Consider the following 20,970-nt stretch of genomic DNA (forward strand, 5'->3'; position numbering starts at 1 on the left):
GACCTCTAGGCCGTTAATTCTTTTATTGGCGGGCAATATCGATACTGGCTTCCACTGCGCCGCCAAAATCATTTATCGATGTAAAGACCGCCTTTGTCCCTTCCTTTACATCGTTTTTGAAACCAATTTCGAAATTGTGGGATGAGAAAGGCGAGAACATCATCCCTTGTTCAACTTGATTTTTTTCGCCGCTTTCATGGGCGAGTTCCAACTTGACAACACTGATGTGGTACGGCGTTGGATTGGAACAGCGCATCACTCTTTGCTCTGATTCGAAATCACATTCGAGAGAGTGACTGGACAAGTTAGCTCGACCCGACAAACCATCAGGACGATAGAAAATTTTCAGTCTGGAACGAAATGCCAATTGCATCAGGTTCTTGTCTTCCGCACTTTCCGGTGCCGGAGGAACCTCAAGCACATTCAACCAGAACAGGGATTCCCGGTCAGAGGGCAAATCCCTGCCGGTAAATGTCAATCGCAATGCCTGTCCAGATCCCGCTTCAACACGGGAAATAGGCGGCGTAATGATGAACGGTGCCGACGTGGTATCCGGTGTTGCATCCTTATCGCCTTCGTCTACCCATGACTGGACCAGCGACGGTGAATCACCTGTGTTGTGAAGCTGCACAGTCACCTCGCGGGCTTTTTGTGAGTAAACCACACGGGTGCCATCGATAATCACACTGGCACTGGCCCACTCTGCCAGCAGCAAAAGGCTGCTCAGCAGGAACAGTTTCATTTTTAATAACATTGAATTACCCGGCCAAAATAGTTGGCAGCCCCCGGGGAACGGGAGCTGCCATCACGTCATCATTGGTAGATGATGGTGTACTGGATGGAGCTATTGACCGTACCGGCAGTAGCTGCACCGGTAGCGTAGTACTCGGCGTAGTAGTTCAGGTCAGCGGCACCACCTGCGGTCACGTCAACCCACTGGGAGTTGTCCTGCGCACCACCGGCACCGGCGGCTTGAACAGGAATGAACAGGCTGTTTTCGCCCAGCAACTGGATCTGAACGTTAGTGGCGGCATCGGCAGCGTTAGCCTGGTTAACCAGACGGCCCGTGTCGAAATCAACGGTGGGGCCCGGCTCGAAGTAGGTCGCGACCTTGCCATCGCTGCTGCAGTTGGACAGGTTGATAGAGAAAGGCGTACGGCCTGCGGTTTGCGCGGCCGCATTCAACGTGGTGGCAGACACGGTCGGCAGAGTGACGGTGAAGTCTTTGCCGGCAGGGGTGGTGATTTCACAGGTCTGGTCGGTTACCAGGCCGTTGAATGTAATGGTTCCGTCGACCGCCAGGGCCGGAGCAGACAATGCCGCGATGGCAGATGCCAGAATAAGCTTGTTCATGCGCATGAAAAGTTCCCTCTTTGGATGGTCATTACCGAATTCGCCATTTGTTCAGTGAAACAGGTCACATAACAGACAGCGGGAGGAAACTTAGCACGCGGCAAGATATTTTAAATGTAAAATCGGATACGAAAGATTACTTTTTTACACATTCTAATAACGAATAATCACCTTGGCACCAAGGTATTCACGCCTAGTGCGTAGTTTTTTTCATAGCGACTACGTCTTTTTCCCTAAAATACCCTGTTTTAATGAATTCCGTTCATTCCTCAGGGGGTTTCTGACGCAGACACGCAACCCCATCTCGCTCATGTAATCATGGCCCGCCAGGAAAGGAAAAAGAGAGGGATATCGGCAAAATGAAGGGCAGGAATGGAAAGGCGGGGCAGTGGCCCGGGAAGGAGCCAAACATCCCTATGCCATTTTACTGACGACAATCACAGGCTTGCCGGTGGTGTTTTTTTGCCCGCCAAACTATTTTTTTGGCGGCTGCAAAGTGACCGGTTGCGCCAGGGCATCGATCGTCTCTGGAGGCTTGGCATCCAGATCCTTTGTCGCCCCGCAGGCGACGCATTCCATCCATTGCCTGTCGCCGTCGATGACACGCTGGATCTTGTCCATCTGCCCACACTCCGGGCAGGTGGCGCCGGCGATAAATTGGCGTTTCATAGAAAACCCTTTGAGTCTCGAGTTGCGAGTAACGAGTTTCGAAAACCCGGCGACGCGGGGTTTTTCATTTCGAAACTCGCTCCTCGTCACTCGCTACTTAACAGCACCGGCACAAAAGACTCTCTTGAGAGATTCTGTGCCCTCTGTGGTAAAAATCAGCCGTTAATGCCGCAATGGCGCAGCAGCGGCTCCACGCTGGGCTCGCGGCCGCGGAAGGCCTTGAACAGCTCCATGGGTTCGCGGCTGCCCCCCTTGGCGAGAATTTCGCTACGGAAGGCACGGCCTGTGTCTTCGTTGAACTCGCCCTCTTCCTCGAAGCGGGAATAGGCATCCGCAGAAAGCACTTCGGCCCATTTATAGCTGTAGTATCCCGCCGCATAGCCGCCGGCAAAAATATGTCCGAAGCTGTTGGGGAAACGGTTGAAGGCGGGCGGTTGTATCACGGCCACCTGCTCACGCACCTCCTTCAGGACCTGATAAATATCCATTCCTTGCTGATATTCCGCGTGAATGCGCATGTCGAACAGGGAGAACTCAAGCTGCCGCACCATCTGCATGGCACCCTGGAAGTTTTTGGCGGCCAGCATTTTTTCCAGCTTTTCTTTGGGTAACGGCTCACCGGTTTCGTAATGCCCGGAAATCAGGGCAATACCTTCCTCGGTCCAGCACCAGTTTTCCAGGAACTGGCTGGGCAGCTCCACGGCATCCCAGGCCACCCCGTTGATGCCGGAGATCCCGGACACATCCTGCTCGGTAAGCATGTGATGGAGACCGTGACCGAACTCGTGGAACAGGGTCACCACTTCATCGTGGGTGAGCAGCCCGGGTTTGCCGCCAGCGGGCGGGGCGAAGTTACAGGTCAGGTAGGCCACCGGGGTTTGCAGGCTGCCGTCGGCACGGCGGCGGCGAATACGGGCATCGTCCATCCAGGCACCACCACGCTTGCCGGTACGCGCATACATGTCCAGATAGAACGCAGCTCGGACACTGCCATCGTCATCTACCAGTTCATAGAAGCGCACGTCCTCGTGCCAGGTGTCCACGTCATCACGTTGACGGAACTGGATACCGAACAGTTTCCCGACCACCGCAAACATGCCATTGATCACGGTGTCCGCCGGGAACCAGGGACGCAGCTCTTCTTCGGAAATGCTGTAACGCGCTTCGCGCAGGCGCTCGCTCCAGAAACCGATGTCCCAGGGTTCCAGCTGGTCGGCACCCTGCTCTGCCGCAAAAGCCCTTAGTTCCGCCAGCTCCCGTTCCGCCTGGGGCTTGGCCCGCTTGGCCAGATCTTCAAGAAACCGGATCACCTCGTTCACATCCCGAGCCATCTTGGTGGCCAGGGATTCTTCGCCAAAGTTGGCAAAGCCCAGCAATTGAGCCTGCTCGTGGCGCAGCTTGAGAATCTCATCCATGATGGCCGCGTTATCGAACTGCCCGGCGTGGGGGCCCTGATCGGACGCCTTGGTGGTCCAGGCCACATACATTTCCTTGCGCAGTTCCGCATTCTTGCAGTGGCTCATCACGGCGATGAACACCGGCGCATCCAGCGTCAGCAACCAGCCTTCCTTGTCTGCCGCCTTGACCCTGTCGGCGGCCCCGGCCTTGGCGCTGTCCGGCAAGCCCTCAAGTTCCGCTTCATCCGTCACGAGCTTGGTCCACGCCTGGGTGGCATCCAGCGTGTTATCGGAAAATTGGCTGGTCAGTTCGGAGAGTCGTTTGGAGTTGGCCATGTACTGCGCTTTCTTGTCGTCCGGCAGATCCACCCCGGAAAGGCGGAAATCGCGCAGGGTATTATCAATGTCTTTCTGCTGGGCTTCGCTGAGCGAGCTCCATTCATCACTGTCTCGCAGGGTCTGGTAGGCGGCACACAGCTGCGCGTTCTGGCCCACCTCGGTGCCATACTCGCTGAGCAGCGGCAGGCAGCTGTTATAGGCATTACGCAGGGCTTCATTCTGGGCCACCGCATTGAGATGCCCGGCGGGACCGAAGGCCTTGCCCAGGCGGTCGTCTTCCTCATCCAGGGCCTGCACCAGATGGGCATAATCGAAGTTACCCTCCGCCAGCACCTGCTGGATGCGCGCGCGGCCATCGGCCACCAGTTGCTCCACAGCGGGCAGTACATGCTCCGGCTGGATTTTGGAAAACGGCGGCAGTTCCGGGTAGTCAATCAGCGGGTTGTTGCTCATCGGTGTCTTGTCCTGCGTCGGTTGGCGCCGCTGGCAGAGGCTGGCGAGTGCTCTCATCCGGCTGCAGCAGCGTCTGGAAAATCAGCCACTTGCTCAGCAGGAAAACGCCAAGCAAGATCAGTATGGCAATCAGTATACGGGTGGGCGGCTGTTTCATGGGCCTCCCTGACGACCACATTCGGCTATCGAGTTTAACAGTGATGGGGATTCGCCGCTTTGAAGACAAGGCCCCGCAATTGGGGAAACGGGTATTTGTGGACCCGGATGCCACCGTGATCGGTGATGTGGTGCTGGGTGATGATTGCTCCGTGTGGCCGCGGGCCGTGATTCGCGGCGATATGCACGCCATCCGCATTGGCGCCCGGGTCAGCATTCAGGACAACGCGGTGCTGCATATTACCCACGACTCCCGCTTCAATCCGGGCGGTTTCGCCCTGAAAATTGGTGACGATGTGACTCTCGCTCACCAGGCCATGCTGCATGGCTGCACTCTGGGTAATCGGGTGATGGTGGGCATGCAGGCGATCATCATGGACGGTGCGGTGGTGGAAGACGACGTGATCGTCGCCGCCGGGTCGCTGGTGGGTCCGGGCAAGCGGCTGGAAAGCGGTTACCTCTACCGCGGCCAACCGGCCCGCCAGGTACGTGCGCTTAGCCAGGAGGAAAAAGAATTTCTGCCCTACGTGGCCGGGAATTATGTGCGGTTGAAGGATCGGTATCTGGGGGCGTCAAGCGACAGCACCGTGCTGTAGGAGCGTCGCTCGCGGCGCGATTCCGGTGCTTATTCAGGCTTCGTATTTCTTTATTAGCAAACCTGTCGAGCTCTAATAGCCCTGATCGCCCTGCGGTCGATGTCCTTGCTTCGCAAGGTTCGCACCTCAAGAGGTGCTCCTACAGCGGCTTCGTAGAAATGACGAAGTCTTGGGAACTTCCCAACCTTTACCTATCCAACGAGTGTAGCTTGTAGCTAAATCTTCCACATAAACGACATATTCCCAAAACTCAGAATATCGTCGCTTTGACGAATCGGTGATGACGACCCCTGCAAGGTCAGGGTGAAGGAAAAATTGTCCAGACTGATGCCGCCACCGAGCACCAGCCCGACAATGCCGTCCCGGGATTCCACGTCATAGGGGCCGCTGTTTTCTTCCAGGTAGGAGTAACCGATATACTCCCCAAAGCTGGCAAAAAAGATTTCCCAGCCAAACCCTTCCCCATCGAACAAGCCCACCAGGGAACCCGCAGTGCCTATTCCCGCGTAATCGGGGATAAAGTTGCGCGGCAGATTCTGGCCAATCCGCCAGAATCCACCGGCCCTGGCCGTGCCGTTAAAATTATTGGCATCCACCCCCCAGGCATAGCCCACCTCACTGTCCAGCCAACCTTGTGTGTACCTGAAAAGCCGATGAGCATGAAGAAAATAGGCGCCACCAATCGCATCATGACCGAGCTGATTGTCCCAGCCCCGGGGCTCCTCGGAACCGGTGATCTTGTGCACCACCTTTTGTGATTGCTCAGCGCCGGAATCCGGACCCACAATGCCGACCCGCACGCCATAGCCGAACAGGCTGTTGCCATTCCAACTGAACAAGCCCAGCTCCAGATTGCTGTAACCCACATAGGGAAGATCATTGAAGTCGGGCATTTCTCGACTGATATCCGATGGCGTGATCATGATCTGCTCCAGACTCAGGGTCAGCGCATGTTTTTCATCAATCACACTGATGCCGGGCAGCGGGTCCAGCAGCGACGCCAGGCCGCAGGTGAAACTCCCGTTGCGATCGCAATGTTCATGTGCATCGCCAACCCAGCTGACGCGAACCCCATTGGTGTACTGCCCGTCGGAGCCCACAAACAGATCGTTATCCCAGGAAAAACCGAAGGTGGACGCCTTGGCAACCAGAGGTAACAGACAAGAAACGATCAACAGAAGGCGCAGGGACATATCCATACCTCTCACGGAACGGCATTGCCCCGCATGAAAAATCAGAAACGCCACCGTCGCTGCATGACCAGAAATGCAAAGGATGCAGACCAGGTGATCAATATCAGTCCGTTCAACGCCTCGACCCCGGCAATCAAACGTAACGTGCCCAGCGGATACAGGTCGCCAAGACCCAGGGAGGTATAGCAAGCGGTGGAAAAATACAGATGATCCAGAAAGCTGCCATCAACCGCACCGGCCAGGTTCATGGCGGTATCGCCCTGGTCCAGAATCAGATAGACCCAGGCATAAAGCGTTACCTCAACCATGTGGGCAACGAACATAACCATTACCACCAACAGGATCTCGCCACGGAAATCCGGCCAGCGTTTGAGCAATGCGGACAATCCCGCCAGGGTCCAGTAGTGCAATGTTACGGTGGTCAGCACCATGGCCAGGCTGACCATGGACGCAAACACCACCTCACTCATCACCGCGCTGTCCGCCATCATGCTAGCGCAGCCCGGCAATCACCGGCGCACTGTCCGGACGCCAGCCTCGCCAGATTTCGAAGGCCTCGGCAGCCTGTTCCACCAACATGCCCAGGCCATCGGCGGTGGCGGCGGCGCCCTGCTGTTGTGCCCAGACCATAAAGGGTGTCGGCTCGCTGCCGTACACCATGTCATAGGCCACGGCATCAGCCGCCAGCAATCCCTCGGGAAGAGCCGGCATGTCACCATGGAGGCCGGCAGAAATGGCATTGATGACCAGATCGAACTGACCGGTGAGGGTATCCAGTCCGCTACCCAGCACCGGGGGATTCTTTCCATCCATAAAATCGCGGGCCAGGATCGCCGCCTTCTCTTCCGTGCGGTTGGCAATGCGCACCAGCGTCGGCGCTTCCGCCAGCAGGGGACCCATCACGCCGCGCACCGCACCCCCCGCACCCAGCACCAGCACCCGCTTTCCCTGAATGTCCCAGCCCAGATTGTCACGGATATCCTTGACCATGCCGGCCCCATCGGTGTTATCGCCATGGAGCTGCTCGCCATCCCACCACAGGGTATTCACCGCCCCCGCCAGGCCGGCGCGCTCGGTGACCGCGTCACAGAGATCGAAAGCCTGCTCCTTGAAAGGCACGGTCACATTGGCGCCAAGCCCCCCCTCGTTACGAAAGGCTTTCACCGCCCCGGCAAAGTCTTGCAGCGGCGCTTCGCGTTTTTCATAGCGCAGATCCTCATCACGCTGGGCGGCAAACGCATGATGAATATCCGGCGACCGGGAATGGGCCACCGGATTGCCGAACACACAATACAAGGCCGTCATAACCACTCCCGATGGATCAGAAATTTCCGGTAGAGCTCGCTCTCCGCACTGTCCGGCTGCGGGTGCCAGTCATAGTCCCAACGTACCAGGGGTGGCAGCGACATGAGGATGGATTCGGTGCGCCCACCGGACTGCAGTCCGAAGAGGGTGCCGCGATCATAGACCAGATTGAATTCCACATAGCGACCGCGGCGATAGAGCTGGAACTGACGCTCCCGATCACCGTATTCATGGTCTTTTCGCCGCGCCACGATAGGGCGATAGGCCGAAATGTAGGCGTCACCGACGCTGCGCATCAGCGCAAAGCTGGTCTCGAAATCAAAACGATTCAGGTCGTCGAAAAACAGTCCTCCCACCCCGCGGGGCTCGTCGCGATGCTTGATATAGAAATAATCATCACACCAGCGCTTGAACTCCGCATAGAGGCCTTCACCGAAAGGATCACAGGCCGTTTTGGCAGTCTGGTGCCAATGCACCACATCCTCTTCGAAGCCATAAAAAGGGGTAAGATCAAAGCCACCACCGAACCACCACACCGGCGCTTCGCCGTCTTTCTCGGCAACAAAGAAACGGACATTGGCATGGCTGGTGGGTACATAGGGGTTCTTCGGATGGATGACCAGCGACACCCCCATGGCCTGAAAACTGCGGCCCGCCAGCTCCGGCCGTGCGGCGGTGGCGGAAGGCGGCAACTGGCTGCCGAACACATGGGAGAAGTTCACGCCGCCTTTTTCGATCACGGCACCGTTTTCCAGCACCCGACTGCGGCCACCGCCTCCCTGCTCCCGATCCCAGCTCTCTTCACGGAAAGTGGCGCTGCCATCTTCCTCGGCCAGTTCCTCGCAAATGCGATCCTGAAGGCCCAGCAGGTAGTCTTTCACCGCCTGCAGTGATACCTCTGACATGCCGTCTCCCGGTTTGAATACGTGGCTTAAGCCCGCAAGATGCGGCCACTTTCCAGATCAATGATGGTAGAGGGTTTGGCGGCGCGGTCACAGGCACCACTGACAATAAAGTCCAGGCGTTCGCCAAGCTGACGGGCCACCTGGAACTGATTGCGGGCCGCCGGGCGGCCACTGATATTGGCACTGGTGGAGATGATCGGATGGCCCACCGCCCGACACAGGTCACGGGCCAGGGGATGATCCGGTACCCGCACCGCCACCTTGCTGAAGGCACCGCGTACCCAGGCGGGGACGTTCTCCCCGGCCTCGACCAGATAGGTGCGCGGCGCCGGCCATTGCCCGGCCAGCTGCTCATGCTCACTGCCTGTCAGCCGCAGGTAAGGGGCCAGCTGGGACAGATCCGCACCGATCAGAATCAGGCCTTTACTTACCGGACGCTCCTTGATCGCCAGCAGATGCATGACCGCAGATTCATTAAAGGGATCACAGCCGAGACCGTAAACCGACTCGGTGGGATAAGCCACCACCCCCCCGGCCTGAATAATCTGTGCCGCGCTATGCAGATGCTGATACATGACGAGCTCGCCCTGAGAGAAAGACGGGAAAATACCTTGCATCACAGGCCGGCTCAAGTCGCAGCCGCAATGGCATCCGGGTTTACAGGGGAACCCGCGTCACACGGACCGCGGCAAGGGCGTTTTTTCCCTCCTCCACTTCCGTGGTTTCGCACTCCACCTCTTCGCCGGGGAGGAACTCCCACTCCTCGTCCTGCGGCATGGTGCCGATAATCCGGTAGCGCCTGCCGTCAACATGGACTGCCTCCACCGCACGCCACTCGCCCTGTCCTCGCAACAGGGGCACATAGATCTCGAACATGGCACACCTCGAACACAGACTCTGAACTTCCACCCTCCGCCCCACGCCGGAAAAGGTCAAATCCGAGAATCCACTGCCATGCCCGGACTAGGCCGCGCCACTGCGCTTCAGGTACCCCCCGGCCACCCGCTCCACCCAGCCCTCGAGTTCCAGGTCGGCAAGCTGCCCGGCCAGCTCGGTTACCGGCAATCCCGTGCGGGCTTGCAGGGAATCCAGAGAGTTGAGGCCGCCGGTCAGATGCTGAAGCAACCCGGGCTGATCCGGCGCCCGGATTTCAGCGGCTTCGACGCTGCGCCGAAAGTCACCGAAGGCGTGGAAAATATCCTCTCTGCTCTCCAGCCAGCTGGCCCCGTCACGCAACAGCTGGTGACAGCCCTTGCTCAGGGGATTATGGATACTGCCCGGAATGGCAAACACTTCGCGCCCCTGTGCCAGCGCCGTTCGCGCAGTGATCAGGGAACCGCTCTTGATGGCCGCCTCCACCACGATGGTGCCCAGGCTGAGCCCGCTGATTACCCGGTTACGCTGGGGAAACTGGCCGGGCAGGGGAGGTGCGCCAGGGGCAAACTCCGTGACCAGCGCCCCACCGGTCTCCACGATCTGCCCGGCAAGGAGCGCATTTCGGGGTGGGTAGATTCGATCCGGCCCGCTGCCCAGCACCGCCACCGTGCGGCCCGTACTGAGCGCACCGCGGTGAGCCGCAGCATCCACACCCAGGGCCAGCCCGCTGACAATCACAAAGCCACCGGCGGCCAGATCCCGGGCAAAGCGGCGACTGTTATCCAGCCCATCCGCAGAGGCATTACGCGCACCGACCACGGCAAGGCCGGGCGCATTGAGCGCTTCCACACAGCCACGTACCGCCAGCACCCCGGGGGGATCGGCAATCTGGGCAAGCAGGGATGGATAGTCCGCATCACCGAGGGCCAGCCAGCGCCATCCCTGCTCACGCAGGTGCTCGTAGTGCACGGCCAGGGAGCCGGTATTGTCCAGCAGTTTGCGACGCGCTTTCAGGCCAGCGGGCAACAGGGGCAGGAAATCGGCCAGCGCGGTGCTGTCGATGGATTGCTGTTTGAGTGCACGGCCCAGGGCCGCGGACGACGGGGAAAACAACGCCTGCAACAGCAGGCGTTTGTATTGTCCGTCCATCGCTCACCTCCTTGTGTGCGTTGACGGGTTGTCAGGGGCCAGGACCCCGGCGGTGAGCGCTACCGCAAATGGATTGTCAGTAGCTACCTGCCGGACTCTCGGCGATATCGTTCATGTAGATGGGGCGTGTGGACTCCATGATCAAGCCATAGCTGACCTTGTCAAAGACCCGGAAGATCACCATGGAGCCGGTTCTTTCTCGGGGCAGCCGCACCATATCGCCACGCTGGCGATCACGGACGGCTTCACCCTGACCGAACACATCCAGCACATTGCCTTCTTTCAGGCCATCGCGCAGCCCCTTGTTGACCACCACCACGTCGTTACGCGCCACGCTGCTGATACGGTCAAAGAAGCGAATCACCTTGCCTTCGATCTTCGTGTCTGGGGCCGACGGATAGAGCACGGAACGCACCCGGCGATCCTCGGTGGAGAAAAGACGATCATCGATGCGCAGATCTTCACTGGAGCGGGTAACCCGCAACGTCAGCATATCTTCATCATGGTCGGCCACACGGCCCAGACCGATCTGACGGGCTTCATAACCCAGCACTTCATTGGTGTCCGGATCGACATATTGCTCGCCCACCCGGTAAAAGCCGTAGCCGCGCTGCAGATCCGCCCATTCATCTTTCACATCCCGGGCATAAACGGTATCCCCCTCACCGAAAATCACCCGACGGTCCCGGCCCCCGACAATATACGGCGCCTCGGCAATCTCCTCACGGCTGACCACCAGGCCTTCCTTCAGGTAGGCGGCGATGGCACCGGCGGGGATCGCAGGAATCGCTTCATCATTGGCGATTTCACGCACTTTCGGCGTGAGTTTGACGGTACCATTCGGCAGGGTCTTTTCTTCCACGCCCCGTTTCACGGAGAGACGTGGCTCGCCATCCACATAGGTCAGGCGAATTTCATCGCCAGGATAGATCAGGTGGGGATTGCGGATTTCTTCATTGATCTGCCAGATCTCTGGCCATTGCCAGGGTTCTTCCAGAAAACGGGCGCTGATATCCCACAGGGTATCGCCGTTCTTGACGAAATATTTGCCGGGATGCCCGTCTTTGAGCATGACCTGGGCAGCCGCCAGGCCGGATAAAGACACTAACAGCCCGAAGGCCAGGGCGCGCTGGACCGATTTCATCATCATCGGATTCCTTTTATCATTATTGGACTCATCCCCAAGAGCTGCCGTGGGCCGGTTTTTACGGACACGGTTTCTTTTGGATATTAGCAATGCGATCATATATTTAGCAACCGAAATTCGAGTGCTATCGCAACTTCCGAGAAGGTACATGGCCAAACTGGAAATACTGGAATTCCCTGACCCCCGACTACGCACGGTAGCAAAGCCGGTGGAAAAGGTAGATGACGAGCTTCGCAAACTCATCGACGACATGTTCGAAACCATGTACGCCTGCCCGGGCATCGGTCTGGCGGCCACTCAGGTGAACGTACATCAACGGCTGATCGTGATGGACCTGTCCGAAGATCAGTCCCAGCCGCGGGTTTTCATCAACCCGGAGATCACACCGCTCACCGATGAGCTGGCCCCTTATGAAGAGGGCTGCCTGTCGGTCCCCGGCTTTTACGAGAAGGTACAACGCCCGGCCCGGGTACGCATCAAGGCCCTGGACCGGGACGGCAACGCCTTCGAGGAAGAGGCGGACGAACTTCTGGCCACCTGCATCCAGCATGAGATCGATCATCTGGACGGCAAGTTGTTTGTGGACTACGTATCCCGGCTGAAACGTGATCGCATCAAGAAAAAGCTGGAAAAACTGCACCGTCAGCAGGCTTGAGAGAGTTGCAAGTTGAAAGTTCAAAGTTGAAAAGCGCGGGCAAGTGCCAGGTTAGCCTGCTTGGCGTGCCCGCGCTCTTACCTCGCAGCGCGGGCAAAGCCCGTGATTCCATGGCACCGCTCTCGAGCCGCGTTTCAACTTTAAACTTTTAACTTTCAACTCATCCGAACCACAACCACCCGAGGCTCACCTTGAAACCCTTACGCCTTGCCTTCGCCGGCACCCCGGATTTCGCCGCCGCCAGCCTGCAGGCGGTACTCGACAGTGACCACCAGGTGGTTGCCGTACTGACCCAGCCGGACCGGGCCGCCGGGCGCGGCAAGAAAGTCCAGCAAAGCCCGGTCAAGGTACTGGCCGAAAGCCACCAGATTCCCGTGCTGCAGCCGGAAAACCTGAAGGGCGAGGACATCCGCCAGCAACTGCGTGATTTGAATCTGGACGCCCTGGTGGTGGTGGCCTACGGCCTGATCATTCCCCAGGCGGTGCTGGATATTCCCCGCCTGGGTTGCCTCAACGTGCACGGCTCCCTGTTGCCCCGCTGGCGCGGCGCCGCCCCTATCCAGCGCGCCATCACCGTGGGCGACACGGAAACCGGCAACACCATCATGCAGATGGAAGCGGGCCTGGACACCGGCCCCATGTTGCTAAGCGAAAGCCTGCCGATTGGCGATAGCGAAACTGGTGGCGAGCTGCACGACCGACTCGCCGCACAGGGCGCCCGCCTGCTGGTAACCGTACTGAACGATCTGGAGCACTACCTGGCCAACGCTACCGCGCAACCGGACGACGGCGTCACCTACGCCCACAAACTGAGCAAGGCGGAAGCACGGCTGGATTTCCGCTTGCCCACCCGCGCGCTTTACAACCGCATTCGTGCCTTCAATCCCTTTCCGGTGAGCTGGGTACCCCTGAACGGTCAACCCATGCGTATCTGGAAAGCCAGTGAAAGCCCCCAGCCCGGCCACGACAGCGATGAACCCGGCCACATCCTCAACGTGGACGACAGCGGCATCCAGGTGGCCACCGGCGATGGCGTGCTGATTCTTGAAGAACTGCAATTGCCCGGCAAGCGTCGCATGGCCGTGGCGGACCTGCTTCGCGGCAACCCGGATCTGTTCAAGGTCGGCGAACCGCTGGGTGACTCCATTGACAACGTCTGACCCGCGCCTGACCGCGGTACGCGCCCTCAACCGGGTGCTGCCCGGCAAAGGCGACGGGGAAAGCCTGCGCGAAGTGCTGCGCGACTTTCCCCTGCAGGGCGCCGACGGCGGCCTGATGCGCGATATCTGCTTTGGCGTCTGCCGGCACCTTCGGCCCCTCAACCACTGGCTCAACCAGCAACTGGACAAACCCCTCAAAGCCAGCGCCCAACCGGTGCGGCTGGCCCTGCTGGCCGGGCTTTACGAGCTCTGGTTCAGCGACCGTCCGGCCCACGCCATCGTCAACGCCTACCCCCAGCTGTGTCGCAAACTGAAAGCCCCCTGGGCCGCCGGGCTCAGCAATGCCATTCTGCGCAAGGCCAGCAAGCTGACGATTGACGATGCCGTCGCCGACGCCAGCCCCAACATCCGACTCAGCCTGCCGGACTGGCTGTTCAGGCGCTGGCAACAGGACTGGCCCGTCGAGGCCGAAGCCATGGCCCGGGCCAACCTGCAAACACCGCCTTTCACCCTGCGGGTCAATCGCCGCCAGCAGCAGCGGGCCGGCGCCATTGCCGCCCTGGGTGACGGCGCCCGCCCCGGCGAACTGTCCCCCTGGAGCATCTACCTGAGCCCGGCACGGCCGGTATTCCAGCTGCCCGGTTTTGAACAGGGCGCCCTGTCGGTCCAGGACGAAGCCGCCCAGTTGCCCGGCGAGGTGCTGCAATGCCCGCCTGGCGGCCGCATTCTCGACGCCTGTGCCGCCCCCGGCGGTAAAACCGGGCAGCTCTGTGAGAAATTCCCGGATGCCGACGTGGTCGCCCTGGAACTGGAAGGCAAGCGGCTGGCGCGCATCCGGGAAAACCTGGCCCGCCTCAACGCTGACATCACTCTGCTGCAGGGCGATGCCAGCGACCCGCAGAGCTGGTGGGACGGCACCCCCTTCGATGCCATCCTGCTGGATGCCCCCTGCTCTGCCACCGGCATCCTGCGCCGCCAGCCGGATGTAAAATGGCACCGCAAGGCGTCGGACATTCCTGCACTGGTTGATTTACAAGCGCGCATGCTGGATGCACTATGGCCGCTGCTCAAACCCGGCGGCATGCTGGTGTATGCCACCTGTTCGGTACTGCGGGACGAAAACGACCACCAGGTCAGCGCCTTCCTGCAACGCCAGCCACAGGCCCGGGATGTGACGCCACGGCCGGAAGGGGCCACAATGGTGAGCGCGGGATGGCAGCTGTTCCCGCAACATCATGGGCCAGACGGTTTCTATCTGGCGTGTTTGCGCAAGGAATCGGGGGCGCTAGCGTAGTCCATGAAGATTATTATTCTCGGTGCCGGCCAGGTGGGCGGCACCCTGGCCGAAAACCTGGCCAACGAGCGCAACGACATCACCGTCATCGACACCGATGCGGAACGCCTGCGCGAACTGGGTGACCGCCTGGATATCGGCACCGTGCACGGCATGGGCTGTTACCCGGCGGTGCTCAAGGACGCCGGCGCGGAAGACGCGGACATGCTGATCGCGGTCACCAACTCGGACGAGGTGAACATGATCGCCTGTCAGGTGGCCTACTCCCTGTTCCGCACCCCCTCGAAAATCGCCCGTATCCGTACCGCCCACTACACCAGCCGCGCCGACAAGCTGTTCAACGAAAACGCCCTGCCCATCGATGTGATCATCAGCCCCGAGCAGGTGGTCACCGACTATATCAAGCGGCTTATCGAGCACCCCGGCGCCCTGCAGGTGGTCAACTTTGCCGGTGGCCGGGTACAGCTGGTGGCGGTGCGCGCCTACTATGGCGGCCCCCTGGTAGGTAACGAGCTGCGCGAGCTGCGCAAACACATGCCCAATGTGGACACCCGGGTTGCCGCCATCTTCCGTCGCGGCCGGCCCATCATTCCCGAAGGCAACACGGTGATCGAAGCGGACGACGAGGTCTTCTTCATCGCTGCCAAGAACGATATCCGTGCGGTAATGAGCGAACTGCGCCGGCTGGAGCACAACTACAAGCGCGTCCTGATTGCCGGCGGCGGCAACATCGGTTACCGACTCGCCAAGAGCATCCAGCACCGCTACAACGTGAAAGTGCTGGAGCGCAGTCCCGGTCGCGCGGAATGGCTGGGTGAAAAACTGCACCAGACCGTGGTACTCCAGGGCCTGGCCACGGACCGGGACGAACTGCTCAAGGCCAACATCGAGAACACCGATGTGTTCTGTGCCCTGACCAACGATGACGAAGCCAACATCATGGCCTCACTGCTGGCCAAACGGCTGGGGGCGCGCAAGGTGATGACGCTGATTTCCAACCCGGCCTATGTGGATCTGGTCCAGGGCCACGATATCGACATCGCCATCTCGCCCCAGCAATCCACCATTGGCAGCCTGCTCAGCCATGTGCGCCGTGGCGATGTGGTCAACGTGTACTCCCTGCGCCGGGGGGCGGCAGAAGCCATCGAGGCGATTGCCCACGGGGACAGCAAATCCTCGAAAGTGGTGGGCCGGGCCATCGAGGATATCGACCTGCCGGAAGGCACCACCATCGGCGCCATCGTGCGCGGCGAAAAGGTGCTGATTGCCCACGATGATGTGGTCATCGAACCGGACGACCACGTGATCCTGTTCCTGATCGACAAACGCCGCACCCGGGACGTGGAAAAACTGTTCCAGGTCGGGTTTACCTTCTTCTAACGGCCGAGGCCACGCCAGCGCATGCATTTTGCACTGATCTCGAAAATTCTCGGCCTGCTACTGGTGGTGTTCAGCTTCACCATGATGCCGCCTGTCGCCGTGTCCTACTGGTATCAGGAAGGCAGCGAAGGCCCCTTCCTGGTGTCGTTCGTGATCACCCTGCTGCTCGGGCTGGCCCTGTGGCTGCCGTTCTTCAAGCACAAGGAAGAGCTGCAGACCCGCGACGGCTTCCTGGTGGTCACCCTGTTCTGGTCCGTGCTGGGCGTCATCGGGGCCTTGCCGCTGTATATCAGCAACGACGTGCCGGTGGGCTTCACCGATGCGGTGTTTGAATCCGTTTCCGGGCTGACCACCACCGGCGCCACCATTCTGTCAGGCATTGATTTTCTGCCCAAATCCATCCTTTTCTACCGCCAGCAACTGCAATGGCTGGGCGGCATGGGGGTGGTAGTACTGGCGGTGGCCATTCTGCCCATGCTCGGCGTGGGCGGCATGCAGCTGTACAAGGCAGAAATTCCCGGCCCCATGAAGGATGCCAAACTCACCCCGCGCATCGCCGAAACCGCCAAAGCCCTGTGGCTGCTGTATCTCTTTATCACCGTCGCCTGCGCCGTTCTTTACTGGGCGGCGGGGATGACCATTTTCGATGCCATCTGTCACAGCTTCAGCACCGTGGCCACCGGCGGCTTCTCCACCCATGACGCCTCCATGGCCTACTGGGACAACCCCTGGATCGACTGGACCGCCACCCTGTTCATTCTTATCGGCGGTCTCAACTTTGCCCTGCACTTTGCGGTCTGGCGGGGCCGCTCATTGATCGCCTATGTGCGCGATCCGGAATTCCGCTTTTTCATGACCTTGTTCCTGCTTTATACCGCCCTCATCACTGTCGGGCTGCTGGCCTTCGAGGTGGATGTGACCGCCGATGACGCCCTGCGCCATTCCGCCTTCCAGGTGGCCTCTTTCAGCACCGGCACCGGGCTGACCAGCACCAACGCCGCCGCCTGGCCAGGCTTTATTCCCTACCTGCTGATCTTCACCAGCTTCATCGGCGGCTGTGCCGGCTCCACCGGCGGCGGCATGAAGGCAGTGCGTGCCGCCCTGGTGTTCCACCACAGCATCCGCGAGCTGCGCCGGCTGATCTATCCCAATGGCATGTTCGCCTTGCGCTTTGGCCGCCACTCGGTACCCGACCGGGTGCTCCAGGCCGTATGGGGCTTTGTGGGGGTCTATATCACCCTGTCGGTCATCTTCACCTTGCTGTTCACCCTCACCGGCATGGATCTGACCACCGCGGTCAGCGCCGTTGCGGCCAGCCTCAACAACCTGGGCGTGGGTATCGGCCAGGTGGGTGGCGGCTTTGCCAACATCACCGACAGCGCCAAATGGATGATGACGGTACTGATGGTGGCCGGGCGACTGGAAGTCTTTACCTTGCTGGTGCTGTTTACGCCCATGTTCTGGCGACAATAAAAGGCAGTTAATAGTTAACAGTGAATAGTTAATAGTTGCGCGGGGGGAGCCCTGCCAACGGCAAGGCCGTGCCCACCAGGAAAAGCCCACCCAACCTTTCTACATTACCGCTTAGGAATGGAGCGTAGCGGAGTAACGCACGAAGTGCGGCCCGAAGGGTGAGCGCAGCGAATGAGGCCGCTTGAGGCAGGAAGGGGTTAACAGAAGCACCGCTATTCGCGATGCAAGCATCGGCTCCCGCAGTGGCTTTGCAGAAACGAAAAAGCCCCGGCATTGCCGGGGCTTTTGGTTTGCGCTATCCGCTGTGTCACGGCGTCATACTACTGGCTCTTCTCAAGCAGCCTGCAGAAATCGATCAGCAATTGGCGGTTCTTTTCATCGAGTGCACGGAAGTGACGCTGCAACTTCCCCATGTCGGTTTCCCAACCTGCAGGGGCAGGTTCGCCCACCCGGTTAGCCGATGCCGCCTCTTCATATTCCCGGTATAAATCAGACACGCGAGTGTCCAGGGATTTGGCCAACGCCTCCAGAAGCGCAACGGAAGGCTGCTGCATGCCGCGCTCCACCCGTGACAGATTGCTGGGATCAGTACCGGCTCGATAAGCCACCTCTTCCAGTGTTTCTCCCATCTTCAGACGGTAACGCTTGAGTATCTCGCCGATTGTCATGGCTGGATTTTCCAAAGCTGTCGGCATTGACACCATGCAAATCCGCACCTAGTATTTTGCGTATTACGCAAATCATCCGGTAACCACGACGGAGCAAGGGACGCACACGATATATCAAGGCGGAGGCAAGGTAAGCAGGATGCTTGGAAAATGGTTTGGCCAACGGAAGGTGCCACCACGACCTCAGTTCATAGCCCGGCAAGAACTCCACACCCTGGACCTTGAGCGCTACACTACGGTCTACGCCTATGGCTGCTCATCGCAAGTCTCCATGCTGATATGGCGCAGCAATACGCTTTGCTATAACCGCATGTTGACCGCCAACCCTGCCTCACCGCAGGAGGGCGAATTATTCATAGCCCTGCCAAACCTGCAAGACAGCCACCTGCAACCGCTGCTACGCCAGCTTGCCGCGCTTGACCCCCTGGACGAACAGCGACTCTGTGTTCCTCTGACTATTACCCCGCTGAAAACCCTTCACCGGCGGTGGCTGGCGTTGCGCAACAAGACCCTGGGTTACTAGCAAAGTCATTGCCCGTAACCGAAAAGGCCCCGGCGAATGCCAGGGCCTTTCGGGTTCAGCTATCAGTGATCCGTTGGCAATGCGTCATTGCCTTCAGGCGATATTGTTCACCCGCTTGGATTCACGGAACAGCTGGTCCAGCTCGCCTTCGTAGTAGGCTTCCACCCGCGGGTTCATCACTTTCTTCCACAGCGGCGGAATCATGGCCAGTACATACATGGTGGCGTAACCGGCCGGCAGCTGCGGACTCTCATCGTAATGACGCAGCACCTGGTAACGACGCTTGGCATAGGCGTGGTGATCGCTGTGACGCTGCAGCTGGAACAGGGCCAGGTTGGTCAGCAGGTAGTTGGAGTTCCAGCTGTGGGCCGGCGTCACCCGCTCGAAGCGACCTTTCTCGTTCACACGACGGTGCAAGCCGTAGTGCTCAATGTAGTTGATGATTTCCAGTGCCAGGGCAGCGAAGAAGCTCTGACCCAGGAAGAACACCACACCCTGCCAGCCCCACAGCAGCCCGAAGGTCACCGCGAACAGGGCAGAAATGCTGTACCACCAGATCAGCTCGTTATGAATGCTGAAATTCTTTTTGCCCTTACGCTCCAGATATTCCTTCTCCAGACGCCAGGCATTCTTGAAGTTGCGCACAAACGCTTTCGGCAGAAAGTCATAAAGAGACTGGTTATAACGGCTGGAAGACGCGTCATCCGGGGTGGAAACATGCACATGGTGACCGCGAACGTGCTCTACCTTGAAACCGGCATAGGTCACGGTGGACAGCAGCAGGCCGCCCATCCAGTTTTCCACCTTGGGGTCCTTGTGAATCAACTCATGGCCCAGGTTGATGGCGATGATGCCGCCCACGGTACCGATGGAAACGATCCAGCCGATCTGGCCCAGCAAACCATAGTCATTGGTCATGAAGACGTGGCCTGCGTAGAACAGCACCGCGATCCACACAAAACCCATGGCAATGGCTGACACCCGGTAGAAGATTTCTTCACTCATGGTGGGCACTTGTACCGCCTCATCGGGATTGGTCGGGTCTTTGCCGACCAGGAAATCCAGAATCGGGATAATCCCGAAGATGAAGATGTACATAAACCACGCCCAGTAGTCCTGGGTACCGCTTTCAACACCCACGTAGGCCGAGAACGGTACCAGCGGCACCATCAGCGCCCAGAACGTCAGGTAGCCGTATTTTTTCATTTTTAGCATTACGTCAGCATTCATGCTCTCGAACATGGCTCATACCTCGCTAGTTCAAGCCAAAAGTAACAGTCTTCAATGTGACGGTTAGATTATCCCTGATTTCTTGAATTGTCAAACAACTCAATTAGTGACATAGTAATGCCCTCGGAGGATAATTCTCGCCGAAGCCGAAAAGGACCGTTGTCATGTCGTTGAAAGCCGTCAGCCTGAGCGAACAGATTGCCCAGCACCTGGCCGAGCAAATCATCACCGGCACCCTGGCCCCCGGGGCACGATTGCCGGAAAACGAGCTGGCCAAACAGCTTGATGTGAGCACCAACTCACTTCGTGAGGCCTTTCGTGTGCTGGAAAAACAGCATCTGATCGAGCTGCAACCGCGCAAGGGCGCGCGGGTCTGCGACGTGAGCGACGAGCAAGTCCACGACCTTTACGACTTCCTGTTCATGCTGCTGTCGCGATTGGCCGGCCAGGCCGCCAGCAACTGGATGCCGGGCCAGATCGAAGATCTGGTGGAGATGCTGCCGCAGCTGGAACAGCACTATCAGGGCAACGATCTACCCGCCGCCCATCAGCTGGCATTCCGCTTTGTTGAACTGGCCACGGAACGTTTCGCCAACAACCGCTACCTGGCTGACGACATCATCGACCTGATCCCCCTGCTGAAGCGCTATACCTTTATTGCCCTGCAGGAAGAGACCTCTGAATTCGATGTGTCCCTGCAGCTATTCAAGCGCTTGCTGATCAATGTGGTGGGCCGCAATGCCGAGGAAGCGGCGGCGGACATTCGCGAATACGGTGACAACCAGTACCAGATCGTACTGCGCGCCATCGCCAAACGCCGCAACGCAGCGTAAAAGGCAGTGAATAGTTAATAGTTCGCGAACTCACATAGACGCCAACTGCCTGCATAGAAAGCCGCGCCCAAGCCCATGAGCGCGGCTTTCCACGTTTAAAACCAGACACAACACCGGTCCCGCGCTGTTAACTATTCACTATTAACTGTTCACTGATTCCCCTCCCCCACACAATCCCCACAAAGCCTCCTTGTTGGCTTGCCATGCTGGCCCCCA

Annotated in this window: 23 protein-coding genes; 8 read left to right on the forward strand and 15 right to left on the reverse strand. The window is 59.0% G+C overall.

From position 1 onward, the window contains the following. Window positions 1-22: 22 nt before the first annotated feature. The 5 genes from A0251_RS00995 to A0251_RS01015 all read right to left on the reverse strand — a co-directional run bounded on the left by A0251_RS00995 (window position 23) and on the right by A0251_RS01015 (window position 4,368). Window positions 23-742, reverse strand: coding sequence for a molecular chaperone (locus A0251_RS00995; protein WP_062814971.1), 720 nt, complete (start codon window positions 740-742; stop codon window positions 23-25). Window positions 743-813: 71 nt separating this feature from the next. Continuing rightward, window positions 814-1,353, reverse strand: coding sequence for a fimbrial protein (locus tag A0251_RS01000; protein ID WP_062815468.1), 540 nt, complete (start codon window positions 1,351-1,353; stop codon window positions 814-816). A 474-nt stretch (window positions 1,354-1,827) separates the two neighbouring features. Then, on the reverse strand, window positions 1,828-2,022 hold the full coding sequence (locus A0251_RS01005) for a YheV family putative metal-binding protein (protein ID WP_062814972.1): 195 nt from the start codon (window positions 2,020-2,022) through the stop codon (window positions 1,828-1,830). A 155-nt stretch (window positions 2,023-2,177) separates the two neighbouring features. Continuing rightward, the gene (gene prlC, locus A0251_RS01010; protein WP_062814973.1) at window positions 2,178-4,211 is read right to left on the reverse strand and encodes an oligopeptidase A; all 2,034 of its coding nucleotides are present in this window, start codon (window positions 4,209-4,211) and stop codon (window positions 2,178-2,180) included. Next, complete coding sequence (locus A0251_RS01015; protein ID WP_062814974.1) at window positions 4,189-4,368, reverse strand: hypothetical protein; 180 nt, start codon at window positions 4,366-4,368, stop codon at window positions 4,189-4,191. The genes prlC and A0251_RS01015 overlap by 23 nt, the downstream gene beginning before the upstream one ends. Window positions 4,369-4,411: 43 nt before the next feature. Between A0251_RS01015 and A0251_RS01020 the strand changes: the two genes are divergently transcribed. Then, window positions 4,412-4,963: a gamma carbonic anhydrase family protein gene (locus tag A0251_RS01020; protein ID WP_062814975.1), complete on the forward strand. Its 552-nt coding sequence runs from the start codon at window positions 4,412-4,414 to the stop codon at window positions 4,961-4,963. Between the two features lie 215 nt (window positions 4,964-5,178). Here the strand turns inward: A0251_RS01020 and A0251_RS01025 are convergent, their stop codons facing one another. The 8 genes from A0251_RS01025 to A0251_RS01060 all read right to left on the reverse strand — a co-directional run bounded on the left by A0251_RS01025 (window position 5,179) and on the right by A0251_RS01060 (window position 11,538). Next, the gene (locus A0251_RS01025; RefSeq protein ID WP_082810741.1) at window positions 5,179-6,156 is read right to left on the reverse strand and encodes a lipid A deacylase LpxR family protein; all 978 of its coding nucleotides are present in this window, start codon (window positions 6,154-6,156) and stop codon (window positions 5,179-5,181) included. 41 nt (window positions 6,157-6,197) lie between these two features. Further along, complete coding sequence (locus tag A0251_RS01030; protein WP_231866056.1) at window positions 6,198-6,647, reverse strand: ion channel; 450 nt, start codon at window positions 6,645-6,647, stop codon at window positions 6,198-6,200. Between the two features lies 1 nt (window position 6,648). Then, entirely contained in the window at window positions 6,649-7,461 is an 813-nt protein-coding gene (gene aroE, locus A0251_RS01035) for a shikimate dehydrogenase (RefSeq protein WP_062814977.1), read from the reverse strand. Then, window positions 7,458-8,366 carry an oxygen-dependent coproporphyrinogen oxidase gene (gene hemF / locus A0251_RS01040; RefSeq protein WP_062814978.1) on the reverse strand — a complete coding sequence of 303 codons (909 nt, stop codon included), beginning with the start codon at window positions 8,364-8,366 and terminating at the stop codon, window positions 7,458-7,460. The genes aroE and hemF overlap by 4 nt, the downstream gene beginning before the upstream one ends. 26 nt (window positions 8,367-8,392) lie before the next feature. Further along, window positions 8,393-8,941, reverse strand: coding sequence for an L-threonylcarbamoyladenylate synthase (locus A0251_RS01045; protein ID WP_062814979.1), 549 nt, complete (start codon window positions 8,939-8,941; stop codon window positions 8,393-8,395). 82 nt (window positions 8,942-9,023) lie between these two features. After that, on the reverse strand, window positions 9,024-9,275 hold the full coding sequence (locus tag A0251_RS01050) for a hypothetical protein (RefSeq protein WP_156478210.1): 252 nt from the start codon (window positions 9,273-9,275) through the stop codon (window positions 9,024-9,026). A 54-nt stretch (window positions 9,276-9,329) separates the two neighbouring features. Next, window positions 9,330-10,391, reverse strand: coding sequence for a DNA-processing protein DprA (gene dprA / locus A0251_RS01055; protein ID WP_062814981.1), 1,062 nt, complete (start codon window positions 10,389-10,391; stop codon window positions 9,330-9,332). Between the two features lie 76 nt (window positions 10,392-10,467). Next, the gene (locus tag A0251_RS01060; RefSeq protein WP_231874135.1) at window positions 10,468-11,538 is read right to left on the reverse strand and encodes a LysM peptidoglycan-binding domain-containing protein; all 1,071 of its coding nucleotides are present in this window, start codon (window positions 11,536-11,538) and stop codon (window positions 10,468-10,470) included. 148 nt (window positions 11,539-11,686) lie between these two features. Between A0251_RS01060 and def the strand changes: the two genes are divergently transcribed. From def to A0251_RS01085, 5 genes are all read left to right on the forward strand, one after another. Beyond that, a complete protein-coding gene (def, locus tag A0251_RS01065; RefSeq protein ID WP_062814983.1) occupies window positions 11,687-12,193 on the forward strand; it encodes a peptide deformylase in 507 nt (168 codons plus the stop codon). A gap of 191 nt (window positions 12,194-12,384) precedes the next feature. After that, window positions 12,385-13,353, forward strand: a complete 969-nt coding sequence (gene fmt, locus A0251_RS01070; RefSeq protein ID WP_062814984.1) for a methionyl-tRNA formyltransferase — start codon at window positions 12,385-12,387, stop codon at window positions 13,351-13,353. Next, window positions 13,331-14,647: a 16S rRNA (cytosine(967)-C(5))-methyltransferase RsmB gene (gene rsmB, locus A0251_RS01075; protein WP_404840814.1), complete on the forward strand. Its 1,317-nt coding sequence runs from the start codon at window positions 13,331-13,333 to the stop codon at window positions 14,645-14,647. The genes fmt and rsmB overlap by 23 nt, the downstream gene beginning before the upstream one ends. A 3-nt stretch (window positions 14,648-14,650) precedes the next feature. Beyond that, entirely contained in the window at window positions 14,651-16,027 is a 1,377-nt protein-coding gene (gene trkA / locus A0251_RS01080; RefSeq protein WP_062814986.1) for a Trk system potassium transporter TrkA, read from the forward strand. A 21-nt stretch (window positions 16,028-16,048) separates the two neighbouring features. Continuing rightward, window positions 16,049-17,500, forward strand: coding sequence for a TrkH family potassium uptake protein (locus tag A0251_RS01085; RefSeq protein ID WP_062814987.1), 1,452 nt, complete (start codon window positions 16,049-16,051; stop codon window positions 17,498-17,500). 320 nt (window positions 17,501-17,820) lie between these two features. On the opposite strand, the gene A0251_RS17095 is transcribed toward A0251_RS01085, so the two are convergent. After that, window positions 17,821-18,168: a helix-turn-helix domain-containing protein gene (locus tag A0251_RS17095; protein ID WP_063509027.1), complete on the reverse strand. Its 348-nt coding sequence runs from the start codon at window positions 18,166-18,168 to the stop codon at window positions 17,821-17,823. A gap of 139 nt (window positions 18,169-18,307) precedes the next feature. Between A0251_RS17095 and A0251_RS01095 the strand changes: the two genes are divergently transcribed. After that, a complete protein-coding gene (locus A0251_RS01095) occupies window positions 18,308-18,691 on the forward strand; it encodes a hypothetical protein (protein WP_062814988.1) in 384 nt (127 codons plus the stop codon). A 93-nt stretch (window positions 18,692-18,784) separates the two neighbouring features. Here the strand turns inward: A0251_RS01095 and A0251_RS01100 are convergent, their stop codons facing one another. After that, window positions 18,785-19,933: an alkane 1-monooxygenase gene (locus A0251_RS01100; protein WP_062814989.1), complete on the reverse strand. Its 1,149-nt coding sequence runs from the start codon at window positions 19,931-19,933 to the stop codon at window positions 18,785-18,787. Between the two features lie 152 nt (window positions 19,934-20,085). On the opposite strand from A0251_RS01100, the gene A0251_RS01105 reads away from it, so the two are divergent. After that, window positions 20,086-20,754, forward strand: a complete 669-nt coding sequence (locus tag A0251_RS01105; RefSeq protein ID WP_062814990.1) for a GntR family transcriptional regulator — start codon at window positions 20,086-20,088, stop codon at window positions 20,752-20,754. The last annotated feature ends 216 nt before the right edge of the window (window positions 20,755-20,970 follow it).

This window comes from Alcanivorax sp. NBRC 102024 (assembly GCF_001602235.1).
GTDB lineage: Bacteria > Pseudomonadota > Gammaproteobacteria > Pseudomonadales > Alcanivoracaceae > Alcanivorax.

Coding starts and splice junctions, on each gene's coding strand:
- A0251_RS00995 (WP_062814971.1), bottom strand. CDS start 742: ATGAAACTGTTCCTGCTGAGCAGCCTTTTGCTGCTGGCAGAGTGGGCC.
- A0251_RS01060 (WP_231874135.1), bottom strand. CDS start 11,538: ATGATGAAATCGGTCCAGCGCGCCCTGGCCTTCGGGCTGTTAGTGTCT.
- def (WP_062814983.1), top strand. CDS start 11,687: ATGGCCAAACTGGAAATACTGGAATTCCCTGACCCCCGACTACGCACG.
- A0251_RS01100 (WP_062814989.1), bottom strand. CDS start 19,933: ATGTTCGAGAGCATGAATGCTGACGTAATGCTAAAAATGAAAAAATAC.
- A0251_RS01000 (WP_062815468.1), bottom strand. CDS start 1,353: ATGAACAAGCTTATTCTGGCATCTGCCATCGCGGCATTGTCTGCTCCG.
- prlC (WP_062814973.1), bottom strand. CDS start 4,211: ATGAGCAACAACCCGCTGATTGACTACCCGGAACTGCCGCCGTTTTCC.
- A0251_RS17095 (WP_063509027.1), bottom strand. CDS start 18,168: ATGACAATCGGCGAGATACTCAAGCGTTACCGTCTGAAGATGGGAGAA.
- A0251_RS01045 (WP_062814979.1), bottom strand. CDS start 8,941: ATGTATCAGCATCTGCATAGCGCGGCACAGATTATTCAGGCCGGGGGG.
- A0251_RS01020 (WP_062814975.1), top strand. CDS start 4,412: ATGGGGATTCGCCGCTTTGAAGACAAGGCCCCGCAATTGGGGAAACGG.
- A0251_RS01095 (WP_062814988.1), top strand. CDS start 18,308: ATGCTTGGAAAATGGTTTGGCCAACGGAAGGTGCCACCACGACCTCAG.
- hemF (WP_062814978.1), bottom strand. CDS start 8,366: ATGTCAGAGGTATCACTGCAGGCGGTGAAAGACTACCTGCTGGGCCTT.
- A0251_RS01025 (WP_082810741.1), bottom strand. CDS start 6,156: ATGTCCCTGCGCCTTCTGTTGATCGTTTCTTGTCTGTTACCTCTGGTT.
- A0251_RS01085 (WP_062814987.1), top strand. CDS start 16,049: ATGCATTTTGCACTGATCTCGAAAATTCTCGGCCTGCTACTGGTGGTG.
- trkA (WP_062814986.1), top strand. CDS start 14,651: ATGAAGATTATTATTCTCGGTGCCGGCCAGGTGGGCGGCACCCTGGCC.
- dprA (WP_062814981.1), bottom strand. CDS start 10,391: ATGGACGGACAATACAAACGCCTGCTGTTGCAGGCGTTGTTTTCCCCG.
- A0251_RS01105 (WP_062814990.1), top strand. CDS start 20,086: ATGTCGTTGAAAGCCGTCAGCCTGAGCGAACAGATTGCCCAGCACCTG.
- aroE (WP_062814977.1), bottom strand. CDS start 7,461: ATGACGGCCTTGTATTGTGTGTTCGGCAATCCGGTGGCCCATTCCCGG.
- A0251_RS01015 (WP_062814974.1), bottom strand. CDS start 4,368: ATGAAACAGCCGCCCACCCGTATACTGATTGCCATACTGATCTTGCTT.
- A0251_RS01005 (WP_062814972.1), bottom strand. CDS start 2,022: ATGAAACGCCAATTTATCGCCGGCGCCACCTGCCCGGAGTGTGGGCAG.
- A0251_RS01030 (WP_231866056.1), bottom strand. CDS start 6,647: ATGATGGCGGACAGCGCGGTGATGAGTGAGGTGGTGTTTGCGTCCATG.